The organism is Agromyces cerinus (assembly GCF_016907835.1).
GTDB lineage: Bacteria > Actinomycetota > Actinomycetes > Actinomycetales > Microbacteriaceae > Agromyces > Agromyces nitratus.
Genome location: NZ_JAFBCT010000001.1, coordinates 2,141,578 through 2,166,207, shown reverse-complemented (window position 1 = coordinate 2,166,207; position 24,630 = coordinate 2,141,578). Strand labels below are relative to the sequence as shown.

Annotated in this window: 16 protein-coding genes and 2 tRNA genes; 14 read left to right on the top strand and 4 right to left on the bottom strand. The window is 66.4% G+C overall.

Going from position 1 to position 24,630, the window contains the following annotated elements:
• Nucleotides 1–34 precede the first annotated feature (34 nt).
• Complete coding sequence (locus JOE59_RS10005) at nucleotides 35–1,405, bottom strand: zinc-dependent metalloprotease (protein WP_307837026.1); 1,371 nt, start codon at nucleotides 1,403–1,405, stop codon at nucleotides 35–37.
• 151 nt (nucleotides 1,406–1,556) lie between these two features.
• Here JOE59_RS10005 and JOE59_RS10000 point away from each other — a divergent pair, with 151 nt between their 5' ends.
• From JOE59_RS10000 to JOE59_RS09990, 3 genes are all read left to right on the top strand, one after another.
• A complete protein-coding gene (locus tag JOE59_RS10000) occupies nucleotides 1,557–2,690 on the top strand; it encodes a YlbL family protein (RefSeq protein ID WP_239560196.1) in 1,134 nt (377 codons plus the stop codon).
• A gap of 70 nt (nucleotides 2,691–2,760) precedes the next feature.
• The gene (locus tag JOE59_RS09995; protein ID WP_204460213.1) at nucleotides 2,761–5,655 is read left to right on the top strand and encodes a UPF0182 family membrane protein; all 2,895 of its coding nucleotides are present in this window, start codon (nucleotides 2,761–2,763) and stop codon (nucleotides 5,653–5,655) included.
• Between the two features lies 1 nt (nucleotide 5,656).
• A complete protein-coding gene (locus JOE59_RS09990; RefSeq protein ID WP_204460212.1) occupies nucleotides 5,657–6,523 on the top strand; it encodes a class I SAM-dependent methyltransferase in 867 nt (288 codons plus the stop codon).
• A gap of 87 nt (nucleotides 6,524–6,610) precedes the next feature.
• Here the strand turns inward: JOE59_RS09990 and JOE59_RS09985 are convergent, their stop codons facing one another.
• Nucleotides 6,611–7,993: a glycoside hydrolase family 18 protein gene (locus tag JOE59_RS09985; protein ID WP_204460211.1), complete on the bottom strand. Its 1,383-nt coding sequence runs from the start codon at nucleotides 7,991–7,993 to the stop codon at nucleotides 6,611–6,613.
• Nucleotides 7,994–8,269: 276 nt separating this feature from the next.
• Here JOE59_RS09985 and JOE59_RS09980 point away from each other — a divergent pair.
• The 11 genes from JOE59_RS09980 (at nucleotide 8,270) to JOE59_RS09935 (ending at nucleotide 23,877) form a co-directional block, all read left to right on the top strand.
• Nucleotides 8,270–8,346: transfer RNA gene (locus tag JOE59_RS09980), tRNA-Met, on the top strand.
• A 345-nt stretch (nucleotides 8,347–8,691) separates the two neighbouring features.
• Nucleotides 8,692–8,768 (top strand) — tRNA-Met (locus JOE59_RS09975).
• Nucleotides 8,769–9,102: 334 nt separating this feature from the next.
• Complete coding sequence (locus JOE59_RS09970; protein WP_307837025.1) at nucleotides 9,103–10,137, top strand: LacI family DNA-binding transcriptional regulator; 1,035 nt, start codon at nucleotides 9,103–9,105, stop codon at nucleotides 10,135–10,137.
• Nucleotides 10,138–10,221: 84 nt separating this feature from the next.
• Nucleotides 10,222–11,154, top strand: coding sequence for an ROK family protein (locus JOE59_RS09965; RefSeq protein ID WP_204460208.1), 933 nt, complete (start codon nucleotides 10,222–10,224; stop codon nucleotides 11,152–11,154).
• On the top strand, nucleotides 11,151–12,956 hold the full coding sequence (locus JOE59_RS09960) for a class I mannose-6-phosphate isomerase (protein ID WP_204460206.1): 1,806 nt from the start codon (nucleotides 11,151–11,153) through the stop codon (nucleotides 12,954–12,956). The genes JOE59_RS09965 and JOE59_RS09960 overlap by 4 nt, the downstream gene beginning before the upstream one ends.
• Nucleotides 12,957–13,168: 212 nt before the next feature.
• Entirely contained in the window at nucleotides 13,169–14,392 is a 1,224-nt protein-coding gene (locus JOE59_RS09955) for an ROK family transcriptional regulator (RefSeq protein ID WP_204460203.1), read from the top strand.
• Between the two features lie 214 nt (nucleotides 14,393–14,606).
• The gene (locus JOE59_RS09950) at nucleotides 14,607–15,884 is read left to right on the top strand and encodes an ABC transporter substrate-binding protein (RefSeq protein WP_204460201.1); all 1,278 of its coding nucleotides are present in this window, start codon (nucleotides 14,607–14,609) and stop codon (nucleotides 15,882–15,884) included.
• Nucleotides 15,885–15,970: 86 nt separating this feature from the next.
• Complete coding sequence (locus JOE59_RS09945; RefSeq protein WP_204460199.1) at nucleotides 15,971–16,882, top strand: carbohydrate ABC transporter permease; 912 nt, start codon at nucleotides 15,971–15,973, stop codon at nucleotides 16,880–16,882.
• Nucleotides 16,879–17,838: a carbohydrate ABC transporter permease gene (locus JOE59_RS19100; RefSeq protein ID WP_307837024.1), complete on the top strand. Its 960-nt coding sequence runs from the start codon at nucleotides 16,879–16,881 to the stop codon at nucleotides 17,836–17,838. Before JOE59_RS09945 ends, JOE59_RS19100 begins: the two co-directional genes overlap by 4 nt.
• A gap of 26 nt (nucleotides 17,839–17,864) precedes the next feature.
• Nucleotides 17,865–20,390, top strand: coding sequence for a glycoside hydrolase family 38 N-terminal domain-containing protein (locus JOE59_RS09940; protein WP_307837132.1), 2,526 nt, complete (start codon nucleotides 17,865–17,867; stop codon nucleotides 20,388–20,390).
• Nucleotides 20,391–20,475: 85 nt separating this feature from the next.
• Nucleotides 20,476–23,877, top strand: a complete 3,402-nt coding sequence (locus JOE59_RS09935; protein ID WP_204460196.1) for a glycosyl hydrolase family 95 catalytic domain-containing protein — start codon at nucleotides 20,476–20,478, stop codon at nucleotides 23,875–23,877.
• Between the two features lie 141 nt (nucleotides 23,878–24,018).
• Here the strand turns inward: JOE59_RS09935 and JOE59_RS09930 are convergent, their stop codons facing one another.
• Both JOE59_RS09930 and JOE59_RS09925 read right to left on the bottom strand, forming a co-directional pair.
• A complete protein-coding gene (locus JOE59_RS09930; RefSeq protein ID WP_204460194.1) occupies nucleotides 24,019–24,276 on the bottom strand; it encodes a hypothetical protein in 258 nt (85 codons plus the stop codon).
• 96 nt (nucleotides 24,277–24,372) lie between these two features.
• Nucleotides 24,373–24,537: a hypothetical protein gene (locus tag JOE59_RS09925; protein ID WP_204460192.1), complete on the bottom strand. Its 165-nt coding sequence runs from the start codon at nucleotides 24,535–24,537 to the stop codon at nucleotides 24,373–24,375.
• Nucleotides 24,538–24,630 lie beyond the last annotated feature (93 nt).

Sequence of the window (24,630 nt, the reverse complement as noted above, 5' to 3'; positions counted from 1 at the left end):
ACGAGCGCACAGGAACCTCGAGCCCTGCCGCGGGTCAGCTCGTGGGTTCTTCGCCGTCTTCGCCGGGTGCCGCTGGGGTCTCGCCGCGCAGCAGCTGCTCGAGCGCCTGGTCGAACTCGTCGTCGGCCTCGGTCGTCTCGGTGCCGGTGAGGCGTGCGATGAGGGCCGCGGGGTCGTCGAGGTCGTCGGCCGTCGGCAGCAGGTCGGGGTGCGACCAGAGCGCGTCGCGCGCCTCGATGCCGACCGCATCGGTGACCGCGCGCCACATGGCGGTGGCCTCGCGGAGACGACGGGGGCGCAGCTCGAGGCCGACGAGCGTCGCGAAGGCGGACTCGGCCGGGCCTCCGGAAGCGCGGCGGCGGCGGATCGTCTCGGCGATCGCCACGGACTTCGGCAGTCGAGCAGTTGCGTCGGCGGTCGCTGCGTCGACCCAGCCCTCGACGAGCGCGAGCATCGTCTCGAGGCGGGCGAGCGCCGCCTGCTGCGATTCGCTCTTCGCACGGATGAGCGCGCCGTTGACGACGGCGTTGCGCAGTTCTTCGGTGTTCGACGGGTCGAAGCCCTCAGCGAGCTCTTCGAGGCGCTCGGTGTCGATGTCGATGCCCCGTGCGAACGCCGTGATCGCCGTGATGAGGTGCAGTCGCAACCAGCGCGCGTGCCGGAAGAGGCGGGCGTGGGCGAGCTCGCGCACGGCGAGGTAGAGCTCGATCTGGTCGGTGGGGATGTCGAGGTCGTTGCCGAACTCGGCGACGTTCTGCGGCAGGATCGCCGCTCGGCCGTCGTCGAGGAGAGGGATGCCGACGTCGCCGCCCGAGACGACCTCGGTGGCGAGCTGGCCGACGACCTGGCCCAGTTGCATCGCGAAGAGCGCCCCGCCGATGCCGCGCATCATGCGACTTGCGCCCTCGATCATCGAGCGCATCTCTTCGGGAGCCTGTTCGCTCATCACCCGCGTGAGGGCGTCGGAGATGGAGAGCGCGACCGGCTCGGCCAGCTGCGACCAGATGGGCATCGTGGCGGCGACCCATGCGCGCCGCGTCAGGAGCTCGGGCGTGGTCGGCAGGGCGCCGAAGTCGACGGCCTCGTCGAGCCACAGCGAGGCGACCTGGAACGCCTGGTCGAACCGTGCTCGCTCATCATCGGCGATCTGGCGCTGACCGGTCGCGGCGCGCTCTTCGCCCTGTTTCACCGCGACGGTCCAGTCGATTCCGTCGTCGGCCTTGTTCATCGCCTGCTGCAGTTGCGCGAACAGGGCGGCGAGGCTCGCCGGGTCGTTGGGCAGGCCGGCCGCTCCGGCGAGGCTCGAGGGATCGATGCCACCGCCGCCGGACAGCATCTCGCGGAGCATCTCGCGGAACTCGTCTTCGGGGCTCCGGTCGTCGGGCTCATCTTGCCGATCGGCCACTTTCGCCACCTCCCAGTCGCGTCTGGTTCAACCGTAACGCGGGGGCACGGCGGAGTGTCTGGGAAATGGCCTAGGCTGGGCGTTCCGGGTGTCCGCCCTTCGCGAACAGGGCCGGCACGCGCGTTCCAACACCCGCCCGGAAGGATGTCGGTTGAGCATCTTCGACGACGAGCCCCCACTGTCGGAGGACTCCCGCTGGAAGTCCGAACCGAGCACGGGGCGGCGTCCCCTGCGGGAGCGCATCGGATGGATCGCGCTCACCATCGCGATCGTCATCGCCGTGCTCTTCGCGTTCCTCCCCTCGCCGTACGTGATCGAGCAGCCCGGGCCGGTGTACGACACCCTCGGCGTCGCAGAGAACGCCGAGGCCGAAGAGGTGCCGCTCATCGAGATCCCCGATGAGACGACCTATCCCACCGATGGCGAACTCAACCTCCTCACGGTCTCGGTCGTCGGGCGCCCGGGGCAGACGCCGAGCTGGCTCGAGGTGCTCACCGCCTGGTTCGACGGCACCCGCTCGGTCATCCCGGTCGAGGCGATCTTCCCCCCGGGCATCAGCAGCGAAGACCGCGACGCCCAGAACCAGGCCGCGATGGTCGATTCGCAGCAGGACGCCATCGCGGCGGCGCTCGTCGAGCTCGGGTACGACTTCCCCCGCGAGGTGACCGTCGCGGGGCTCCTCGACGGGTCGCCCGCCGACGGCATCCTCGAAGAAGGCGACATCGTCGTCAGCTTCGCCGGCACCGAGGTGCATTCGATCAACGAACTGCAGACGGCGGTGCAGGAGCACGGTGCGGATGAACCGGCGCAGATCGAGATCATCCGCGACGGCGCCCCCCTCACCGTCGAGGTGACGCCCACCGTGCGCGACGGCAGGGCCGTGCTCGGCATCGGCGTGCGCATGGTCTACGAGTTCCCGATCGACGTCGAGCTGCAGCTCGACGACGTCGGCGGCCCGAGCGCGGGCATGATGTTCGCGCTCGGCATCGTCGACAAGCTGACGCCCGGGGCCATGACGGGCGGCGAGATCTTCGCCGGCACGGGCACGATCGACTCGGCCGGCCGGGTCGGACCGATCGGAGGCATCCGTCAGAAGCTCTGGGGCGCCGAGGGTGCCGGCGCCGACTGGTTCCTGGCCCCCGAATCGAACTGCGACGAAGTGAGCGGCAACGTGCCCGACGGGGTCACCGTCTTCGCGGTGGAGACCCTCGACCAGGCCCGAACGATCGTCGAAGACGTCGCCGACGGCGAGCTGACGGGGTCCTACGCCTCCTGCCCTGCGTGACAGGCGATTCAAAGGAATACGACCCTAGGATGGAATCCCGATCCCATCCCGACCGAGCACGAGGCCGAGAGTGTCAGCACAGCCGCAAGAACCGAGGGTCCAGCGCAGGCGCGCTCCGATCGCGATCACGATCGGCGTCGTCGCCGTGCTCGTCATCGCGTTCTTCGCCTTCGCCGGCATCTACGCCGACGTGCTCTGGTACGACCAGCTCGGCTTCCTCTCGGTGCTCACCACCGAGTGGATCGCACGCATCGTGCTCTTCGTCATCGGCTTCGCGGCCATGGCACTGCCGGTCTGGGGTTCCATCCAGATCGCCTACCGCTCGCGGCCCGTCTACGCGAAGCTGAACTCGCAGCTCGACCGGTACCAAGAGGTCTTCGAGCCGCTGCGGCGACTCGCGATGTACGGCATCCCCATCGTGCTCGGCATCTTCGCCGGCGTCTCGGCCTCGACGCGCTGGGAGGGCACGCTCGCGTGGCTGAACCGCACGCCGTTCGGCACGACCGACCCGCAGTTCGGGTTCGACGTCGGCTTCTACGTGTTCGAGCTCCCGTTCTACCGGTCCATCGTGGGCTTCGCCTCGGCGGTCGTGCTGCTGTCGCTGCTGCTCGTGATCGCCACGAACTACCTCTACGGAGCACTTCGGGTGAGCGGCCGCGAGGTCGTCATCTCGAAGTCGGCCCGCATCCAGATCGCCGTCACCGCGGGCATCTACCTGCTCCTGCAGGCCGTCAGCATCTGGCTCGACCAGTACGCGACCGTGACCGAGACGAGCACGCTCATCACGGGTGCCTCCTACACCGACGTCAACGCGACGATCCCCGGGCGGGGCATCCTCGCCGCCATCGCTGCCGTCGTCGCCGTGCTCTTCTTCATCACGGCGATCATCGGCCGTTGGCGCCTGCCGCTCGTCGGCACGGCGCTGCTCGTCGTGTCGAGCCTCCTCATCGGGTCGCTGTACCCGTGGGTCATCCAGCGCTTCCAGGTCGACCCGAGCGCGCGTTCGCTCGAAGAGCCCTACATCCAGCGCAACATCGACCTCACCCGAGACGCGTACGGCATCGCCGATGTCGAGGAGATCCCGTTCGAGGCGAAGACCGACGCCGAGCAGGGCGCGCTGCGAGCGGATGCCGCGACGACCGCGAGCATCCGCCTCATGGACCCGCTCGTGATCGGCCCCGCGTTCCAGCAGCTCGAGCAGTTCCGCCAGTACTACCAGTTCCCGTCGGCCCTCGACGTCGATCGCTACGAGATCGATGGCGCCTCTCAAGACACCGTCGTCGCCGTGCGCGACGTGAACCTCTCGGGCCTCGGCGACGCCGAGACCTGGTTCAACTCGCACCTCGTCTACACGCACGGTTACGGACTCGTCGCCGCCGCGGGCAACCAGCGCTCGGTCGACGGTCAGCCGGTGTTCCTCCAGTCCGGCATCCCGTCGTCGGGCGTGCTCGGCGACTTCCAGCCCCGTGTGTACTTCGGCGAGTCCTCGCCCGCGTACTCGATCGTGGGGGCGCCGAAGGATGCCAAGCCGATCGAGCTCGACTACCCGTCGGGCTCCGAGGGCGCCGACCAGACGCAGACGACCTTCGAGGGCAACGGCGGGCCGAAGCTCGACAACGCCTTCACGAAGCTCGTCTACGCCCTGAAGTTCCAGTCAGAGCAGATCTTCCTCTCCGACCAGGTCACGACCGATTCGCAGATCCTCTACGACCGCGACCCGGTCGAGCGCGTGCAGAAGGTCGCGCCGTACCTGAGGCTCGACACCGACACCTACCCGTCGGTCGTCGACGGCAAGATCGTCTGGATCGTCGACGGGTACACGCTCTCCGACCAGTACCCGTACTCCAACAAGGTCAGCATGAGCGAGGCGATCGCCGACAGCGAGACCCAGGCCCCGACGCTCGCATTCGATGACGTCAACTACATCCGCAACTCGGTGAAGGCCACCGTCGACGCATACGACGGCACGGTCACGCTCTACGCCTGGGACGAAGAGGACCCGATCCTCCAGACCTGGCAGAAGGTCTTCCCGACGACGATCGAGCCGATGAGCAAGATGTCGGGCGACCTCATGAGTCACGTGCGCTACCCCTCCGACCTGTTCAAGGTGCAGCGCGAGGTGCTCGGCCGCTACCACGTCACCGACGCGATCCCGTTCTACTCGCGTGAAGACGCGTGGACGACGCCGAAGGACCCGACCGCCGATGCAGCAAGCCAGCTGCTGCAGCCGCCCTACTACCTGACGATGCAGATGCCCGGTCAGGACGAGCCGAGCTACTCGCTCTATTCGACCTTCATCCCCGAGGCGCGAGGCGAGCAGAGCCGCAACGTGCTGCGAGGCTACCTCGCGGTCGATGCCGACGCGGGCGCGACCGACGGCGAACGCGCCGACGGCTACGGCAAGCTCAGGCTGCTGACGCTGCCCGAAGACGACAACGTGCCGGGCCCCGGCCAGGTGCAGGCGAAGTTCAACTCCGACCCGACGGTGTCGCAGTCGCTCAACCTGCTGAAGCAGGGCCAGTCGAACGTGATCAACGGCAACCTGCTCACCGTGCCCGTCGGCGGCGGCCTGCTCTACGTGCAGCCGGTCTACGTCGAGTCCACCGGCAGCACGAGCTACCCGCTGCTGCAGAAGGTGCTCGTCGCCTTCGGCGACCAGATCGCGTTCCAAGACACGCTCGACCTCGCGCTCGACGTGCTCTTCGGCGGCGACTCCGGCGCCGACGCGGGCGACAACGAAGTGGATCCTGGTGCGACTCCGCCGCCGCCCGACGAGGGCGGCGAGGGCGGGGAGACTCCCGCGGCTCCGAGCGACGAGGTGCAGGCCCTGCTGAACCAGGCGTCGCAGGCGCTGAAGAACAAGCAGGCGGCACTCACCGAGGGCGACTGGGCGGCGTACGGCGCCGCCGACGCGCAGCTCGCCGAGATCATCGCGAAGCTGCTCGAAGCCACCAAGGAGGAGTGACGTGGGCGTCGACCTGCGCGGTGGCGAGTGGCTCGACGACAACCTCGCCAACTGGGACGAGCGCGTCGCGGTGCACGTCGCGTCGGAGATGTACGACCGCACGCGGCTCCGCGAGGGCGGCGATGTGCTCGACCCGATCGTGCGCGAGACGCTCGCTCGCCTCTATCCCGATGGGCTCGAGGGTGTGCGGGTGCTGCACCTGCAGTGCCACTTCGGTTCCGACACCCTGTCGCTCGCGAACCTCGGCGCCACGGTCGTCGGCATCGACTTCTCGCCGCAGGCGGTCGCCGAGGCGCGTCGCATGGCCGACGAGCTCGGCCTCTCGCACCGCGCTCGGTTCATCGAGGCGAACGTCTACGACGCCCGCCACATGCTGCCCGAGCCCGAGTCGTTCGACCTGGTGTTCACCTCGTGGGGCACGATCGGCTGGCTTCCGGATGTCGCGGAGTGGGCGCGCATCGTGTCGTGGTTCGTGAAGCCGGGCGGCCGGTTCGTCTTCGCCGACGGCCACCCCGCCGCGTTCGTGTTCGACGGCGACAGCGGGCCCGGCGGCCTGCCCGCGTTCGCGTACCCGTACTCGAACGAGTCGCCCGACATCATCGACGACCCGAGCGACTACGCCGACGCCGAGGCGGCGCTCGCCAATGCGCGCACGTGGGAGTGGACGCATCCGCTCGGCGAGGTCTTCGGTGCACTGCGCGGAGCCGGTCTCGACATCGAGACGTTCACCGAGCACTACCGGGTGCCGTGGCGCATCTTCCCGGCGACGATCGATCTCGGCGACGGAATGTACGGCTGGCCCGCCGAGCAGTGGCTGCCGCTCTCGTACGAGCTCGTCGCGGTGCCGCGCACCCCATCGGGCGCGTAGCGCGAAGCGCGTATCGAGGCCACGGCCCCGATCAGCACGGATGCCTCGGAGCGAGTCCGCTCCGAGGCATCCGTCATTCTCGGGGAATCAGTCGAGCGGGCCCTCGTCTGCCGAGCGCAGTGCGTCGCCGAGTGCGTTGCCGAGCTCGTTGTCGTAGTCGCCCGAGAGGTCCCACCACATCGCGCCGCCGTAGCCCTGGCTCGCGAGCCACTCGGCCTTCGCCGTGACCGAGTTCGGGTCGTCGAGGCTCCACCACTGTCCGCTCGCCGCGTCGAACCGCCAGGAGGCACCGAGCGCCGGATCGAAGTAGCCCTCGCCGATGTCACGGATCTCGTAGTACGGCTTCGTGCCGATCGAGGTGACCGCGGGGTCGGGCGTCCACCCGGCGCGGTCGCCCACCGTCACACCGGTCCAGCCCTGCCCGTAGGCCGCGAGGCCCACGTTCAGCTGGTCGGGGCGGGCGCCGCCCGCGGTGTACAGCGCGATGGCGTTGTCGATCGCGAGGCCCCAGTTGTTGGCGCCGTCGGGGTGCAGGTTGCCCTGGTGGCCGGTGTTGCCGGTCCATCCGCCGGCGTAGTCGTAGCCCTGCACGTTGAGCCAGTCGATCGAGGCGAACAGGCGAGCCGTGTTCCATCCGCCGGCGTTCGTGTTCCAGCCGCCGGCGGGGCCGAACGCGGTGAGCAGGTAGCGCTCGCCGGTCTCGGCGCCGTACGCGTCGAGCTGCGCGCGGAACTCCTCCATGAGGGCGAGGAAGTTCTCCTTGTCTTCGGGCTTTGCACTCGCCGTCTCGCCGCCGTTGACGGGCCACTCCCAGTCGACGTCGATGCCGTCGAAGATGCCGGCCGCGGCGCCCGGCCCGCCGAGGGAGCCGACCTTCGGCAAGTCGCCCCTGAGGTAGACGTCGATGCACGAGGAGACGAGCGCGGTGCGGCTCTCGGGGGTCGATGCCGCCTCGGAGAAGTTGTCGGACCAGGTCCAGCCGCCGAGCGAGATGAGCACCTTCGTGTCGGGGCTGACCTCCTTGAGCTTCTTCAACTGGTTGAAGTTGCCGGCGAGTCGCTGGTGCTTGTTCGCCTTGTCCTTCTTGCCGTCGACGGAGTCGGCCGCCGTGACGAGTCGCAGGTAGTCGTTCTGCGCGTCGCCCTCGCCCGGGACATCCGTGATCTCGCACTTCAGGTTCGACGTGACGTTGCCGAAGGCGTAGTTGATGTGGGTGACGTCTTCGATCGCGCCCGTGCGAAGCAGGTCCTCGATCTGGTAGTCGCGGGTGACCGGGGTGTCCGCCATGAGGTAGCCGACCGAGCGGTATCCATTGATATCGGTCGGGCCGGCGGAGTCGGCGTGCCCGTGCCCGTGGCCGTGGCCGTTGCCGTCGCCGTGCGCGAGTGCGGGGGAGGCCGCAGCGGCGGCGATGAGTGCGGTGGCGGCGGCCGTGACGGCCGCTCCTCGGAGCAGATGGCGTGGTGACATTGAATCCTCATCGATCGTCGTCGGAGCCGTGCTGGGTGAACGGTTGCGGCGACCGTAGCAAGATCGGATCGAGTTTGGAAAGAGTCCTAACAAAGAATGTGGGATCGCGCGCATCGATCGCCGAGTTCGTTGCCGATTCCTCCATCGAATCGCGCGAGGAGTGCAGCGGCCGCACACGGCGTGAGGGCACGCGAACAGCGGATGGCGGGGCATCCGCACCCGCGACCGCCTCGATTCGACGGGGCTCGATACTCGTGATAGTGTTTCTTCTTGTGCCGCGGGGTGGAGCAGTTCGGTAGCTCGCTGGGCTCATAACCCAGAGGTCGTAGGTTCAAATCCTGCCCCCGCAACCAAGGTGTTCGTCAGAACGCACGAAGAAATCCCGGTCTCGAACGAGGCCGGGATTTTTGCGTTACATGGCGCTCCATGACGGGATCGATCTCGCGCCCGTGACCGGATGTTGCGGTCGGCGGCGATCACGGTGCTGCCGGTGTCGGACTACGTCGCGGCCTGGTAGCGGCGGGCGAATTCGCCATCTTCCTCACGAAGGAAGCTGCATTCGGCGGGCGCGCCATTGTCTTGTCTGGTCGAGCGCACTCGAACCGTGTCGTAGACTGATCAGATCATCGCAAGTAGCTGGATCGAGGAGACTCGATCCGACTCGAGACGATGGATGACTGCCGCGAGGCAGTCGGTGCCGCGGGGTGGAGCAGTTCGGTAGCTCGCTGGGCTCATAACCCAGAGGTCGTAGGTTCAAATCCTGCCCCCGCAACCACGGCGGCATTGAAGAATCGGATTCCGATTCTTGTGAAATCGCACAGAAGAGGCCGGGACTGAAGAAATTCAGTCCCGGCCTCTTCTATGCGTCCTGAAGTGACCCGAACGCAGATCGGGTCGCTCGAGGGGGTCGGGTCGCACGTGTGGATGACTTCCGCGGCTGGCTCTCGGCGGGAGGCGTCTCCACCCCGTGGCTCGGCCGCCGGTGAAGTTGGATCCTTCGTGAGCGGCGTGTGATGAGCGGGCTTGGTAACGTTCTCTCGACCGGCACCGTACCTCTCGCTGCGCTATTCAGGTGAGCAGCGGGCGAACAGTGCGGTCGAGAGAGGTGAGTGGGAGTGCCGGGGCAAGCAAGGTCGAACAAGCAGCCGACGATCCGTGAGGTTGCTGTTCATGCTGGCGTGAGTCCGATGACCGTGTCGCGCACATTGTCCGGTGGTGCGAATGTGCGGCCGGATCTTCAGGAGAAGGTTCTCGTCTCGATCCGCGAGCTCGGATATCACCGGAACGAGAACGCGCGAAGTCTTCGCCCTGGTCACAGCACCGGGTTGATCGGGGTGGCGATCACGAACCTCGGCAACCCGTACTACGGGAACTTCGCGCTCGGGGTTGAAGAAGTCGCGGCTCAGCACGGGCGACGCATCATCATCGGCAGCACGGGGGAGGACCCCGCGCGCGAACGCCAACTCGTCTCCGACTTCATCGGGCGTCAGGTGGAGGGCCTTGTGCTCGTGCCATCAGGAGGCAGCGGCGATCATCTGAGTCCCGACAGGCTCGGCGGAGTGCCTCTGGTGCTCGCTTCACGAGGTCTGGATGGACGCGACGTGGATACCGTGCTCCTCGATGATGTCGGAGGTGCGGCAGAAGGCACGAGGGCACTGTTGGAGGCCGGGCACACGCGTATCGCATTCCTCGGCAATGCTCGATCAGTGTTCACCAGCGAGCGGCGGTTCGAGGGGTTCGCTCGGGCGCTCGCCGAGCGCGGCCTCGTACCTGACGACGAGCTCGTGGAACGCGGCCAGCAGGACGTCGCGTCTGCTGAGGTCGCCACCCGTCGACTCCTCGATCTCGAGCATCCGCCGACCGCGATCTTCAGCGCCAACAATCGCAATTCAATTGGAGCTCTTCACGAGATCGCTCGGCGGCTGAAGACCGGTGAGGTCGCGGGCGCGATGCCCGCCCTGGCCAGCTTCGATGCCTTCGAGCTCGCTGGCCTGATGCCCGTGCCCGTCACCATCGTCGATCACGATCCTCGCGAGTTGGGGCGGCAAGCAGCGCACCTCCTGTTCGCTCGCCTCGGCGACGAGTCCGTGGGACGCGCGGCGAGGATCGTGGAACTGCCGATCCGGGTCGTCGCGGCGACGTAGCAGGTGCCGGCGTTTCGAGGCGGGATTGGAGCCGCATTCGATCTGGTAACGTTACCAATCGCATCGCAAACGGAAGGCACGATCATGCGAACCGCCGCAATCGATCTGGGTGGCACCACCCTCAAGCTGGGTGTGGTCGAGGACGGGGTGCTCGTGGCTCGGACCGAGCTCCCGCTGGCGCCGTCATTCCATCTCGATCAGGTCGCGACAGCCGTTCGCGCTCAGCTCGGCGGCGCCTCTGTCGACGCGGTCGGTATCGCGGTTCCCGGTATCGTCGATGCGGCCGGATCCAGGCTGGTGGCAGCGCACGGCAAGTACGCCGGCCTGCATCAGGTGAACCTGTCCGAGTGGTCGCTCGATGAGTTCGGTCGCCTCGCGCGTGTGGAGAATGATGCGCGTGCCGCCCTTGTGGGTGAAGTCACCGACGGCATCGCGGCCGGCGCTCGCGACGTCGTGCTGCTGACGTTGGGCACCGGGATCGGGACCGCTTCGATGATCGGCGGTCGCCTGGTCAGAGGCCGACATGGTCACGCCGGGATCCTCAACGGCCATGTCACGGTCGCGTACGACGGGCGACGATGCCCGTGCGGCAACATCGGCTGCGCGGAGACGTTCGCCAGTACCTGGGCGCTTCGGCAAGCCGTCGGTCGCGGCGAACTCGTGCCAGGTGCGGATCTCGCCGAGCGGCTCCACGCCCACGGCTCGATCGGCATCCGCGACATCGTCGAGACCCGACACGAACCGGCATCGGCCGCGGCGCTCGAACGCTTCTACGGTGTGTGGGCTGCCGTTCTCGTCACCCAGTGCCACGCATTCGATCCCGAAGTCGTGGTCGTGACCGGCGGGGTGATGCGGTCCGCGGATGTGATCCTCCCCGAACTCAGCCGCAGGGTTCACGACCGGCTCTGGTCTTCGTCGTTCCGGCCCCCGCTCGTCACCCCCACCGACCCGGCGACCTCGGTGCTCAGAGGCGTCGCCGCACTCGCTTCCACCCTCGACAACGAAGGACATCCATGACGACCGATCACCTGCCCGCCATCGCGAACGCGCAACCCACGGGCTACGTGAAGCTGCCCACCATTCCGCTGCCCGAGGGCAGTGAGGTGCTCATCGGTGACCAGGCGTGGCCTGCAGCCGTTCGCATCGCTCAGGAACGTGCGACCGGAGTGCCGCTCATCGCCGTCGACGTGTACCCCGGGGCCGACGTCGCGGCGCTCATGGCGAGCATCGCTGCGGCACTGCCCACCGCGGAGATCATCGGCGTCGAGGATGTCGCGGCTGCCGACCCGACGGTCATCGACGCGCTGATCGGACGTCATCTCACCGACGACCGCGTCTTCGGAGTGATGAGCCACTTCACGGTCGATGAGTTCTACGACGCCGGCAAGGTCGAGCAGCTCCGCGAGCGCATTGCCGCACGCCGATCGCCGATCGTCCTCGTCGGCTGGGGGGCCGACCTCATCGCCGAGCGGAGAGCAGACGCGCTCGTGCTCGTCGACATGGCCCGCTGGGAGATCCAGCAGCGGCAGCGGCGCGGCGCAGCCAACTGGCGTGCCGGCAACCACGACGAAGACGTGCTCCGGAAGTACAAGCGCGGGTTCTTCGTCGAGTGGCGGACTGCTGACCGGCACAAGCGCACCTTGTTCGACCGCATCGACCTGGTCGTGGATGGGAACGCCGCGACTGCGGTCGCGGGCGCCGTGACCGGCGATGCGTTCCGGGCGGCGATGCGGACCGCGACCACGCAACCGTTCCGCGTGGTGCCGTTCTTCGACCCTGGCGTCTGGGGTGGTCAGTGGATGAAGGAGAAGCTCGATCTCGACCCGACCGCCGACAACTTCGCATGGTGCTTCGACTGCGTGCCGGAAGAGAACTCGCTGCTCCTCGAGGCCGACGGGAAGGTCGTCGAGATTCCCGCCATCGACCTGGTCCTGAGTCAGCCACGCGAGCTGCTCGGCGAGCGGACCTTCTCCCGCTTCGGTGCCGAGTTCCCGATTCGATTCGACTTCCTCGACACCATGGGCGGGGGGAACCTGTCACTCCAGGTTCATCCGCTCACCGACTACATCCGGGATGCCTTCGGCATGTCGTACACGCAGGACGAGAGCTACTACATGCTCGACGCCGCCGATGACGCCGTGGTCTACCTCGGCGTCAAGCCGGGCGTCGACCCGAAGGAGATGTTCGAGTCCCTTCGCGCAGCAACGGACGGCAAGCACCCGTTCGACGCTGAGCGGTACGTGAACACCTACCCGGCGAAGAAACACGACCATTTCGCGATCCCTGCCGGCACGATCCACTGCTCGGGGGCGAACTCGATGGTGCTCGAGATATCGGCGACCCCGTTCATCTTCACGTTCAAATTGTGGGACTGGGACCGGGTCGGGCTTGACGGCGTGCCTCGGCCCGTCCACCTCGATCACGGGGAGCGCAACGTCCGGTGGGAGCGCGATGACGAGTGGGTCGACCGGAACCTGGTCGGCCAAGTGCAGGAGATCCGACGTGAGCCGGGCCTCGTGGAGGAACGCACCGGGTTGCACGAGCTCGAGTTCATCGAGGTGCGCCGCCATTGGTTCGAGCAAGAGGCGGCGCACGACACCGAAGGCACGGTCAACGTGTTGAACCTCGTCGAGGGCGACGAGGTGGAGGTCGTGAGCCCGACGGGCGCGTTCGCTCCATACCGAGTGCACTACGCCGAGACCTTCATCGTCCCGGCCGCCGTCGGGGAGTACCTCATCCGGCGCTCGTCGAACTCGCGAAGCGAGCGGTTCGCCACGGTCAAGGCGTATGTCAGGGGGACCCTCGCGAGCGACGACTGAGGCTGAGGGGACGAGGAGGCGTGCCGCGGCCGCGTACTCTCCTCGCGTGTCTTGCGCTCCATGGCATTCGCGTACTTCGGCGATTGTCCAGCGCGTTCGGGTGACTGGGATATGTTATCCACAGTCGATGGATGAAATAGGTCGCAGGACCGTTCGTCCACGCCCGAGCGGTGATGGCCCTCGGCTGTCGTTTCTGAGCGAAAGGGGAGCGGATGCCTCGTGGAACGAACCTGCCCGCTGTGGGCGGATTCAATCAAAGTGTCATTCTCGACTTGATTCGCCGCCATCCCGATGGCGTCAGTCGAGTCGAGATCTCCGAAATGACCGGGCTGGCGCCGCAGACGATCTCCAATGCATCCAAAAGGCTGCTCGAGGATGGACTCATCCGCGAGGGTGGGCGAAAGATCCAAGGTCGCGGCAAGCCTCGCGTGATCCTCGAGCTCATTCCGCAGAGCCGGTTCGCGGTCGGGGTGCACCTCGACCCGACGGTCATCACCTACGTCGTCCTCGATCTTCAAGGGTCGGTCGTCGCCCATCGTCGTGCCCGCACGCCGAGCATCGCCGACCCAGACGAGGTCGTCGTCGCGATCAGCGAATCCGTCGCGGCGATCATCGACGAGGCGGGGGTGAACCGTGAGCAGGTGCTGGGCATCGGCATCGCGTCGCCGGGGCCCATCGACCTCGCTCGTGGTGTCGTCGTCGACCCGCCGTTGCTCGAGGGCTGGCGCAATGTGCCGCTCAGGGATTCGTTGGCGCACCTGACGGGGATGCCGGTGGTCTTGGAGAAGGACGTGAACGCCGCAGTCGTCGCTGAGCTCTGGACCCACGCGGAAACCGCTGGTGACGTGGCGTTCTTCTACCTCGGCACCGGCATCGGCATCGGCCTCGCCATCGATGGCGAGGTCATCCGCGGCGTGACCGGGAATGCGGGTGATGGAGGAACGCTCGTCGTGCCGGCGCGTGGCCTCCCTCCCCGGCGGCGCAGCGAGAAGCTCGGTCATCTCGCCACTCCGCAGTACCTCGTCAGTCAGGCGGTGGATGAGGGCGTGCTCGCGGAGGCGCCCGATCCGCACGACCTCGCGGCGATCGATGACGCGTTCTCGATGCTCGTCGACAAGGCGTCTGCCGGCAACGAGGAGGCGGAGCGGATCCTCGATCGCGCTGCGGGTTTCATCGCGTCGGCGCTCGTCTCCGTCATCAACCTCCTCGACGTCGACGAGATCATCTTCGGCGGTCCGGCATGGGCGCGATTGAGCCGGCGCATGAGGCCGGAGATCGCCCAGCTTGTGGCCGACTCCCCGGATCGAACCGCACGGCGGCCCGTCGGCATGGTCGACAGTCGCGTCGGCGAGGATGTGGCCGCGGTGGGCGCTGCCTGCCTGGTGCTCGATGCCCGGCTGACGCCACGACCGTCCACGTTGCTCATCACCAGCTGAGGTCGGCTGGCGCTTTCCAGTTGACATGGAAAGTCATTCGTGATTTCGTACTCTCAATTAAGTCCATCATTTAGTCATAATGGTCTTCGTTACCAGGCTCCCGAAGAGTTGGGCCGGCCTGACCACCAACCCGACGGTCCCCGGACACCCCGGAGACCACACAGCACTATCGCGCTCCCGGACAGCCTGGAGCGCGATCATCAAGGAGGATGAAGTGAAGCGCAATCGAGTCTTCGCAGCAGTTGCCGTCGGCGCCATCTCACTGCTCGGCGTCACCGCATGCTCGACCTCGGCACCCAAGGACGACAAGGCGTTGACGTTCATGGTGTTCGAGACGCCGGCCCTCGACGCCACGTTCTGGGACGCGTCGATCGACAACGCACTCGAAGGACTGTCCGGTGTCACCGTCGAGAAGATCGTCAGCCCCGACGCGGACCGCAATGCCTACGCGAAGCAGCTCCAAGCGAGCGGCCAGTTCCCGGACATCCTGTCCTCCATCAACCCGAAGGACTTCCTCGACGCCGGTCTGCTCGAGCCCTTCGACCAGAGCTGGCTGAAGGAGAACTTCCTCCAGCCCGAGGCGAACAACATCGACGGCGAGACCTACATCCCGCCGACCAACGCCCAGGTCATCCCGCTCGTCTTCTACAACAAGCAGATCTTTGCCGACAACAACATCGACGTCCCCACCACGTGGGCCGAGTTCGCCGACGTCATCAGCAAGCTCAAGGCCGCCGGAGTCACCCCGCTCGAGCTCGCAGGTGCCGAAGCCTGGGCTGCGAGCATGCCGTTGGTCGGCCTGGCCAGCGCCGACGTGCTCGGACAGGACCCGGAATGGATCCAGAAGCGATACGACGGTGACGTGCACTTCACCGACCCGCTGTTCGCCGACGCGATGCAGAAGGCCGCCGACCTCGTCGACGCCGGAGCCTATGATTCCGCCGCGCTGAGCGTCGACTACGCCACCGCCAACCAGAACTTCCTCGACGGCAAGAGCGGCATGTACCCGATGGGCAGCTGGTTCACCGGCTCCAGCTACCTCACCCCCGAGCAGGCGGCCAACATCGGCGCCTTCCCGTGGCCGACCGATGACGGCACCGTCGTCATCCCGTTCAACATCGGCGGCACCACCTCGGTCGCATCGCAGTCGAAGGATGTCGGGAACGCCAGCGAGTTCGCCCAGAACTGGTCGCTCGACCCCCGCAACCTGTCGGTGCTCATCGAGACCGACGGCGCCTACCCGATGATGAAGAACCTCACCCTCGACGACTTCGATGTCGAGGTCAGCGATCTGTACACCGAGACCTACGGGCTCGTCACCGACGAGAACACCAAGGTCTCCGCGTTCGGCTGGATCAACAACGACGATGCGCTCGCCCCGGGTCTGAACGACCTGTTCTACGCCATGTCCCAGTCGCTGTTCTCCAACAGCGACGTCGAAGCACAGCTCGCGCAGCTCGATGCCGACTGGGATGCCGCCGTCGGCCAGTAGTCCGCTTCGCCGGCACCACGGGGGTGCGCCGCGGGACCCCATCGCCCCGCGGCGCCCCCCACCACACACCATCCGGAAGGATCTCCATGTCCACCCAGGTCGCCGCTCGACGGCGTGGCAGCGGCACTCGCCGCCGGGGCCTCAGCCTCGCCCCCGTTGCCTGGATCGCGATCGCGCTCTACGCCGCGTTCCTGCTGTACCCGATCGTGCAGAGCGTGATCCAGAGCTTCACTGACCGCAACCCGCTGAAGCCCGAGAGCTCCTTCGTCGGTTTCGCCAACTACATCGAGCTGTTCCAGGACCCGCGACTCGCCCGAAGCCTCGGTTTCACCCTCGTCGTCGTCGTCTTCGTCACCGTCGTCGCGAACACCCTCGGGCTGATGTTCGCGATGCTGCTGAACCGTTCCACCGTGAACTACCGCGTGATGCGAACCCTGATCTTCATTCCGCAGGTGCTCTCCGGCGTGATCGTGGCGTTCATCTGGCGGAGCATCCTGACGCAGAACGGTCTGCTCAACGTCACCCTGCAGAATCTCGGCCTGACCGACACCGCGATCTCCTGGATCGGAACGCCCGAGTTGGCGACGCTGTCCATCTGCGTCGTCGTCAGCTGGATCACGATCGCGTTCTCCACCGTCGTCTACACGGCCTCCCTCCAATCCGTCCCGGCCGAGCTGTACGAAGCGGCGAAAGTCGACGGCGCCGGCGTCTTCGGACGATTCCGGAACGTCACCTTCCCCATGATCGCTCCCGGCATGACGATCAGCGTGACGTTGTCATTGATCACCACCCTCAAGCTCTACGACGTCATCGCGGTGCTCACCGGCGGCGGTCCTGCGAACTCGACGAAGTCCGTCGCCTACTACTTGATCGACGTGGCGTTCACGAACAACCGGTTCGGATACTCGAGTGCCATCGCCATCTTCCTGCTCGGGCTGACCGCCCTCGTCGCCTACACCACCACCGGACTGCTCCGTCGACGGGAGGCCCACCTGTGAGCACCACGGACACGCCCATGGCATTCGCCGCCGGCGATGAAGGGACCACGTCCGAGCGCGAGGCCGAGATCATTCTCGCGTCGTTCGAAGACCCTGCGCCCCGCAGGTTCGGGCCGAAGAGCCGACGCCGGATTCTTCGTGCCGGGGGACACCTCGTCGCGGCCTGGCTCGTCACACTCGCGTTCGTGCTGCCGATCTACATCGCACTGTCCAGCGCGTTCAAGAGCCAGGATCAGATCCTCGCCAACCCCCTCGCGCCCCCGGCCCCGTTCACGTTCGACAACATCCTGACTGCGCTGCAACGACCCGATCAATTGGTCCAGAGCGGTCTGATGAACTCGATCCTCGTCACCGCGCTGACGCTCATCTTCCTGATTCCGCTGGCGTCGGCCCTCAGCTTCTGGATCTCGGAACGGCCCCCGGTGCTCAAGGGGATTCTGCTGGCCGTGTTCGCACTGGGCCTGATGGTGCCGCCGCAGGTGGTGCTGCAGCCGATCGTCTCCCTGCTCCAGACCATCGGGCTGCAGAACAGCTATCCGGGCCTCATCCTGTCCAACATCGGCGGGGGATACATGGCGTTCGCCGTGTTCGTGTTCGTCGGATTCCTCAGAACGCTGCCCAGCGAAGTCATCGAAGCTGCACGGGTCGACGGCGCCGGCGACCTGCGAATCTGGTGGACCATCGTGATGCCGCTGATGCGCCCGGCCACGGCGACCGTCGGGATCTTCCTCGGACTCTGGGTGTGGAACGACTTCCTCAACCCGCTGTTCATTCTCGGACCCCTGCAGGGGCAGACCATCACGACCGGTATCTACCAGTCCCTCGGTACCTACTCGACCGACTACGGCCAGCTGTTCGGCATCATGCTCCTCGCAGCGATCATCCCCGTCGTCGGCTACCTCGTCACTCAGCGCGAGTTCATTCACGGACTCATGTCCGGAGCCTCCAAGGGCTGATCGCGGTTCCGCGACCCTACCTCGCCGTGTGGGGTCTCCTCCGCATCGCGCGATGGCGCACCCGCATAGGTCCAGCACGTCGCGCTGTGAGCACCGCTCACGCGCACACGAAATCCCCTCTGAAAGGCAGCACCGTGTCAGTAACGTCCGTCGAGGAGATCCTCGTCCTGCACCACAGTCATCTCGATGTCGGCTACACCCACGCACAGCCCGTCGTCTGGCAGTTGCAGGGCGAATACATCACGCAGGCGGTCGAATGGCTCGAGGCCACCGCGGACTTGCCGGTCGAGGCGCAGCCCAAGTGGACCTGTGAGGCCTACGAACCTGTCTTGCGATGGCTTCGAGCGGCACCGCAATCGCAGATCGACCGGTTCGTCGCGTTGCACCAAGCAGGCCGGATCGGGGTCGCGGCGCTCCGATGGAACGTCAGCGCGCTGCCCGACCGGCCCGGCCTCAACCGACTGATCGAGGGCAAGCGCGAGCTCGAGGCCGTGCTCGGATCCCGTGTTTCGGTCGCATGCCAGCACGATGTGCCCGGAGCACAATGGGCACTCGCCGACGTGCTCCTCGACGCCGGTGTCGACATGTTGATCATGGGGGCGAATCTGCACTCCGGTCGCCCGGTGCAGCCACGCCCGGGCATGTTCGGGTGGGAGGCCCCATCCGGTCGGACCTTGCGCGTCTTCAACGGTCACCACTACACGATGTTCGACCAGTTGCTCTACTCGTGGGACGACTCGGTGGATCGAATGCAGGAAGGGTGGGAAGAGACATCCGCACATCTGCAGCGTTCCGGATACTCGCTCCCGTTCCTCTACCTGTCGAGCACCTGCTCGCCGGTGATGTGGGACAACGCACCACCGAATCCGTACCTGCCCGGTCTGATCCAACGGTGGAACGAGCGCGGCGAGGGCCCCACGATCCGGTACGCGACGTTCGACGACCTGCGCGATGCCGCCAGCGTTGTTCCACACGACCAGCTCGAGGTTCGCCGAGGCGACTGGACCGACTACTGGACCTTCGGTGCCGGGAGCACGCCGACGGCCACGTCGGCATCGCGGCATGCGAAGGCTCGTCTGCACGAGGTCGCGGCGATCGGAACGGACCGCCGCGATGTCGTGCACACCGCGCAGGAACGCACGGATCTCTTCGACGAGCACACCTGGGGGTTCTTCGACCCGTCGCCGGCGAACCCGCAGGCCGTGACGACCGAGCTGCTGAAACGCGCCCTGGCACATGAGGCCGACGAGCTGGCCGGCTTCGCCCTCATGTCAGGACTGGAAGCACTCGCGGAGAATCCGCCCGCCGATCGCGGGCTGTCCGGGGTACTCGTCGTCAATGCCGCTGATCATGCGCGCACCGTGCATCCTGAGATTCCGGAAGCCTGGTTTCGCGACGCCCGCCCTGCGGGGGAGCGCACCTACCGCGCCCGTCGCATGGCGTACGACTCCCGCCCGTGGCGCGTGCGCCTGCCGAATGACGAGGTGCGTCGGGTGCAGGGAATCGAACTTCCCGCTCGCAGCTACCGCATCGTGCCCTTCGCCGAGTTGCGTGGAGTCCAATCCTCAACGATCCAGCACCACACGGAGCAACAGCCGACTTTCGGTTCGCCGAGCTGGGACGCGTTCTCTGAAGTCGCGCGGGTCACGGGCACCATCGAAACCCCATTCCACCGAGTGCAGTACGACGGTGAGACGGGGCGGATCGTGTCGCTGTTCGACATCGTGAACGGGGCCGAGCTGACGAACACCGATGACGAGTACGACTTCTTCGAGTTCGTCCGCGAGCGTGCCGACGCCATGGTCGACGGCACCCGTGAGGCGTTCTACAAGCGTGATCTCGACGGTGAGAAGTTCGATCAACTCGGGTGGGATGCGTGGCGTCCGATCCGCGAACGTGCACGGCGGCCGCTGTCCTGCAGCGTCGTCGTCGAAGACGACCGCGCCACGCTGACACGGCGGATCGACGCGCCGGGTCTGAGCTTCTTGACGCAGCGGTTCACCTTCTCGAGCAGCTCGCCCGTGATCGAGGTCGATGTCGAGTTCGAGCTCCTCGCCGACACCACACCGCAGGCGATCTACTTCGTCACTCCGCTGAACATGCCCGCGAACTGGAGTGGGAGTTTCGACTCCGCTGGCGAGGTCGTCCGGCTCGATGACGATCAGCTCGAGGGTGCGTGCCGGGGATGGGCGACCGTGGAGACCTTCGCGGCGATCTCGGGCTCGTCACTCACGCAGGTGCTGTTCACTCCCGATGCGCCGCTCGTCCAGTTCGGCACCTTCCACTTCGGGCCACCGATGGATCGTGTGCCCCGTGACTCGAACCCGCGCATGCTGGCGTGGGCGTACAACAACTACTGGATGACCAATTACCCGCTGACCGAGCCGGGCGTGGTGCGCCTCCGGTTCGGATTCGCCTCGTATGCGCACGTCGCCGATCAGGAGCTGCGAGAGCGGGCCTACGACTTCGCCCACGCTCCGATCATCTGGCCGGTCACGACGCACGGGCGATCGCCAGGCGCGGGGCGCCTCACCGCCCCGTCGGCAGTGTGACACCGACTCGGAAGGAGAACCGGGCACGTCGGGGACGAGTTCGTCCCTCAGGAACATCAGCTGAGACGAATCGAGGAGGATTCGAATGAGAAACACACGCTATCGACACCGCATCGGCGCCGCAACGATCGCCGTGAGCATGTCCATCGGGTTGACGGCAGTGGCCGTGCCCGCGGCTGCGACGGTCGACGACGGCTCCGGTGCGGCACCCGGCCCCGCTTCAGCGGACTGGGAGCGGATCAGCGAGATCGTCGGCGGAATCACCGGAAAGTGGACCGGTGACGGCTACCCCGGTGCCTACTCCGACAAGGTGCCGAACACCGCACTGCTCGGCAACGGCGACCTCGGGGTGACCTCCGCCGGCGCGGCGGGCCAGAAATCCTTCCTGCTGTCGAAGTCCGACTTCGTCTCGGCGGGAGACCTCAAGGGCGTCTTCAACAGTGGCGACAACCTCACGAAGCCGCTGCCGATCGGCGGCATCACGATCCAGGAAGCAGCGGACGAGACCGCGCGGAACCTCGCGCCCGGCTACTCCGCGGTCACGGCGAGCTCGCAGCATCCCGACTTCGCACCGAAGCGCGCGGTGACCGGCACCCCTGCCGGTGAAGGCTGGGTGTCGCAGGTCGGCAAGCAGCAGTGGCTCGAGCTCTCGTTCGCCGAGCCGATCGACGTGCAGCGCTGGGTGGTCTGGAACGATGGCGGCGTCCGCCCCGGGCAGAGCAAGAACAACACGAGCGACTTCCGGTTGCAGGTCAGCGAGACCGGCGGGCCGAACGGGGTCTGGACCGATGTCTCGGTGGTCGACGACAACGCCGCCGACGTCTTCGACCAGAACCTGGAGACGAGCGTGCGCTCTGCGCACTTCCGGCTGTACATCACGGAGCCGCTGCAACCGAGCAACACCGATTCGTCTCCCCGTGCCCGGATCGGGCAGCTCGAGCTGTATGAATCGGCCAAGGCACCCGGGACGGCGGTCACCACGACCGAGACGCAGGACATCCTCAATGCTGAGGTCCGAACCTCGATGGCGATCGGCGGCGTGCCCGTCGACATGGAGACCTGGCTCGCACCGGATGCCAACGTGCTCGTCACCGAGGTGACCTCGAAGGGCGAATCCGCGGTCGATCTGGACGTGAAGACCTGGGGCAAGCCCGGAAACGCGAAGTACCCGGTGACGAGCGCGGAGGAGCACGGAGTCGCGACGGCCACGCGTTCGACCTTCAACAACGCACCGGCGAACCCGGCATCGTGGCGATCGCAGGCGACACTGGCGACCGCAGTGGTCGGAGCGGACGCTGCCGCAACCGCAGATTCCACGAAGGGCGAGGCGTACACCACCTTCACGCTCGAGCCGGGGGAGACAGTGCAGATCGTCACCGCCGTCGGCGGCGGCGGGAAGACGTTCGCACCCGACGGTTCACTGAACGGTGAGGACCCGAAGGCGGAAGCGCTGACGCTGCTCGCCGGCGCCGCCGACGCCGAACGCCTGGGCGACCTCGAAGCCGAGCGGACGGAGTGGTGGAAGGACTTCTGGTCGGCGTCGTTCATCGACCTGCCGAATCGACCCGAGGTCATGCGCTACTACTACGGAGCTCAATACTTGCTCGGCAGCACGTCGAGAGACGGCGAACTCGCTCCCGGCCTGTACGGCATCTGGCACACGACCGACAACCCGAGTTGGTCGTCGGACTACCACCTGAACTACAACTTCATCGCGACGTTCTACGGCACGGACTCGAGCAACCGGCCCGAGTTGTCATTGCCTGCTGCGGACGCGATGTTGAGCTTCATGCCGGAAGGTGAGCGCCGTGCCGCCGACCCGGCACAGTTGCGGCGGATCAATAGCGCCTACATCGACAGCCGACCCGATCTGCAGAACGGCATCGCCGACGCCGTGCTCTATCCGGTGGGAATCGGGCCGTGGGGGACGGTCACCGACGATCACTACCTTTCTGAAGCGCTCAATGCCGCGTACAGTGCCAACCCGCTGATCGAGTACTACCGATACACCCAGGACACGGAGTATCTCGAAAGCGAGGTGTACGACTATCTCGTGCACTGCGTCAACTTCTACGACGCATGGCTCGACAAGTCCGGTGAGGCGTACACGCTGTACGCCGGTTACAACGAGGGCTCGTGGGCGAAGAACCCCGCGGTGGAGCTCGCGGCCCTGAAGAACGTGCTCGGTGAGCTGATCGATGCGAGCGAGACGCTCGATCGTGATGCCGAGAAGCGAGCGCACTGGCAGGACCTCTTCGACCGCTTGGCGCCTCAGCCGACGAGCACGTGGAACGGCAAGCAGGTGTACTCGCTTGCAGAGAAGGAGTGGAAGAACGGTCAGTGGGTGCCGCTCGCGAATCCGGTGCCGGCGGACGGCAACATCATCCCGCTCGACATCGTCGTGCCGGGCGGTCAGCTCGGGTTCTACTCGCCGAGCGACGAGCTGGAGATCGCGCGCAATACCATCGACGTCTTCGGCGACGGTGCGTGGCGTCAGATCAACAACTTCCCCCGCATCTTCAACGACGCGGTGCAATCCCGGTATCCGGCCGGCACGGTGCTCGAGAAGCTGACCCGAACCATCAACGAGCAGATCCAGCCCAACCTGCGCATCAGCGACGGCGTGCACGGGGTGGAGAAGATCGGAGCCACGGCCGCGATCAACAACATGCTGCTGATGAGCGACCAGGGCGTCGTCAAGGTGTTCCCGAACTGGGTGGCAGGTGAGGATGCATCGTTTGCTCGGCTCCGTGCCGAGGGTGCGTTCGTCGTCTCCGCGGGCTACGACGGTGCCGCCAATCGCGTCGGTGAGGTCTCCGTCACGAGTGAGGCCGGGCAGCGACTGACGATCGCTTCGCCGTGGGCCGAAGGTGTCGACGTCTTCGATTCCGCCGGCGTGGAGGTCGAGACCGTGCACGGCACCGCCCCGAACTGGTCGAGCGAGGTGACCTTCACGTTCGACACGCGCAAGGGCGAGACCTACACGCTTCGATCCCACACGCCGAAGTTCGAGGTCGAGGTCGACAACGGCGAGGCATCGCCCTCAGCCGCACGGGCAGGTGAGACAGTGACGCTCACCGCGGACGCCCCGGCCGATTTCCACGAGTTCGACCGCTGGATCACGGATGAGGTGACCGTGGCCGACGACGGCGCCGCAACAACCACGTTCGTGATGCCAGATCACCAGGTGACCGCCGCTGCAACGTATCGCAGCACGGTTCCCGTGCTCGATTCACGGGTCTCGTACACGGATGACTATGCCTTGATCACCTTCCCGATTCGCGGCGCGAACGGCAAAAACTACGAGGTGTACGTGTCGAAGACGGGTGAGCCGGGTTCGTTCACGCAGTACCGCGACGTCCGATTCAACTCGAAGGGCGCCCGCCTGTACGGGCTGGAAGATGGCACCAAGGTTTACGCCTACGTCGTATACCGAACGGGTGGCGACGTGGTCGAAGTCACCGCTCCGGTTGTGATCGAACCGTAGGTCCCCGCCCATCGGGCGTGTGGGTTCTGAAGCCATCAGTACCCACACGCCCGATGCGTGCAGACGGCTCGCCCGAAACAACGCAGTGGCCGGTCGCCGCCTCGTCGCCGCACCGCACTCGACCAGACCCACGTGTAGCAGTCATGACCGTTGCGCTGCCATCGGACGTGCACCGCACCGTCGGTCCGGGGGTGCCTTGTGCTTCATCAAGTCGCGCAGCTCGAGCTCATTGAAGAGCATGGTGATGTCGCCGTCCGTGTCGGCAGGGTCGTCATTTCGGGGCAGGATGTCCCAGACCGTGAGATACAGGTGGTCACCGAGACGCTCGAACTTCGGGTGCTGCCGCCCTTCGAGCAGATCGGACACGATGAGCGGGTGCAGCCCGAGCTGATGCTGCACCTGCGAAGAGCTCCTCAGGACTTGGATTCGAGAGGCGAATCAGCTGGAGCGACGGGTGGTCGAGTGGAAGCGGTGCCCCCGCCGTGCGCTCGTCGTTCACACGCTGTTGCGCCCGGCGATCATCCGGATGAGCCAGGCGATCACCGCGATGGCGAGCAGGACGAGTCCGACCCACAGCAGGAAGTTGAGCGACTGCACGAGGCCGCCCGTGATCGCCAGGATGACGGCGACGACGACGACGATGATCAGCAGGATGTTCATGACGGTTCCCTTCGTCTCTCCGGGGACGTCGAGGTCACCGGGATATCCACGTGATCGAACGTTATGGCTGCGTGGAGGTTCAGGGGAGGGGGT

Excerpts from the sequence above, each read along its gene's own strand:
- JOE59_RS09985 (WP_204460211.1), bottom strand. The coding sequence starts at position 7,993 with ATGTCACCACGCCATCTGCTCCGAGGAGCGGCCGTCACGGCCGCCGCC.
- JOE59_RS09965 (WP_204460208.1), top strand. The coding sequence starts at position 10,222 with ATGCGAACCGCCGCAATCGATCTGGGTGGCACCACCCTCAAGCTGGGT.
- JOE59_RS09960 (WP_204460206.1), top strand. The coding sequence starts at position 11,151 with ATGACGACCGATCACCTGCCCGCCATCGCGAACGCGCAACCCACGGGC.
- JOE59_RS09925 (WP_204460192.1), bottom strand. The coding sequence starts at position 24,537 with ATGAACATCCTGCTGATCATCGTCGTCGTCGTCGCCGTCATCCTGGCG.
- JOE59_RS09955 (WP_204460203.1), top strand. The coding sequence starts at position 13,169 with ATGCCTCGTGGAACGAACCTGCCCGCTGTGGGCGGATTCAATCAAAGT.
- JOE59_RS09935 (WP_204460196.1), top strand. The coding sequence starts at position 20,476 with ATGAGAAACACACGCTATCGACACCGCATCGGCGCCGCAACGATCGCC.
- JOE59_RS09945 (WP_204460199.1), top strand. The coding sequence starts at position 15,971 with ATGTCCACCCAGGTCGCCGCTCGACGGCGTGGCAGCGGCACTCGCCGC.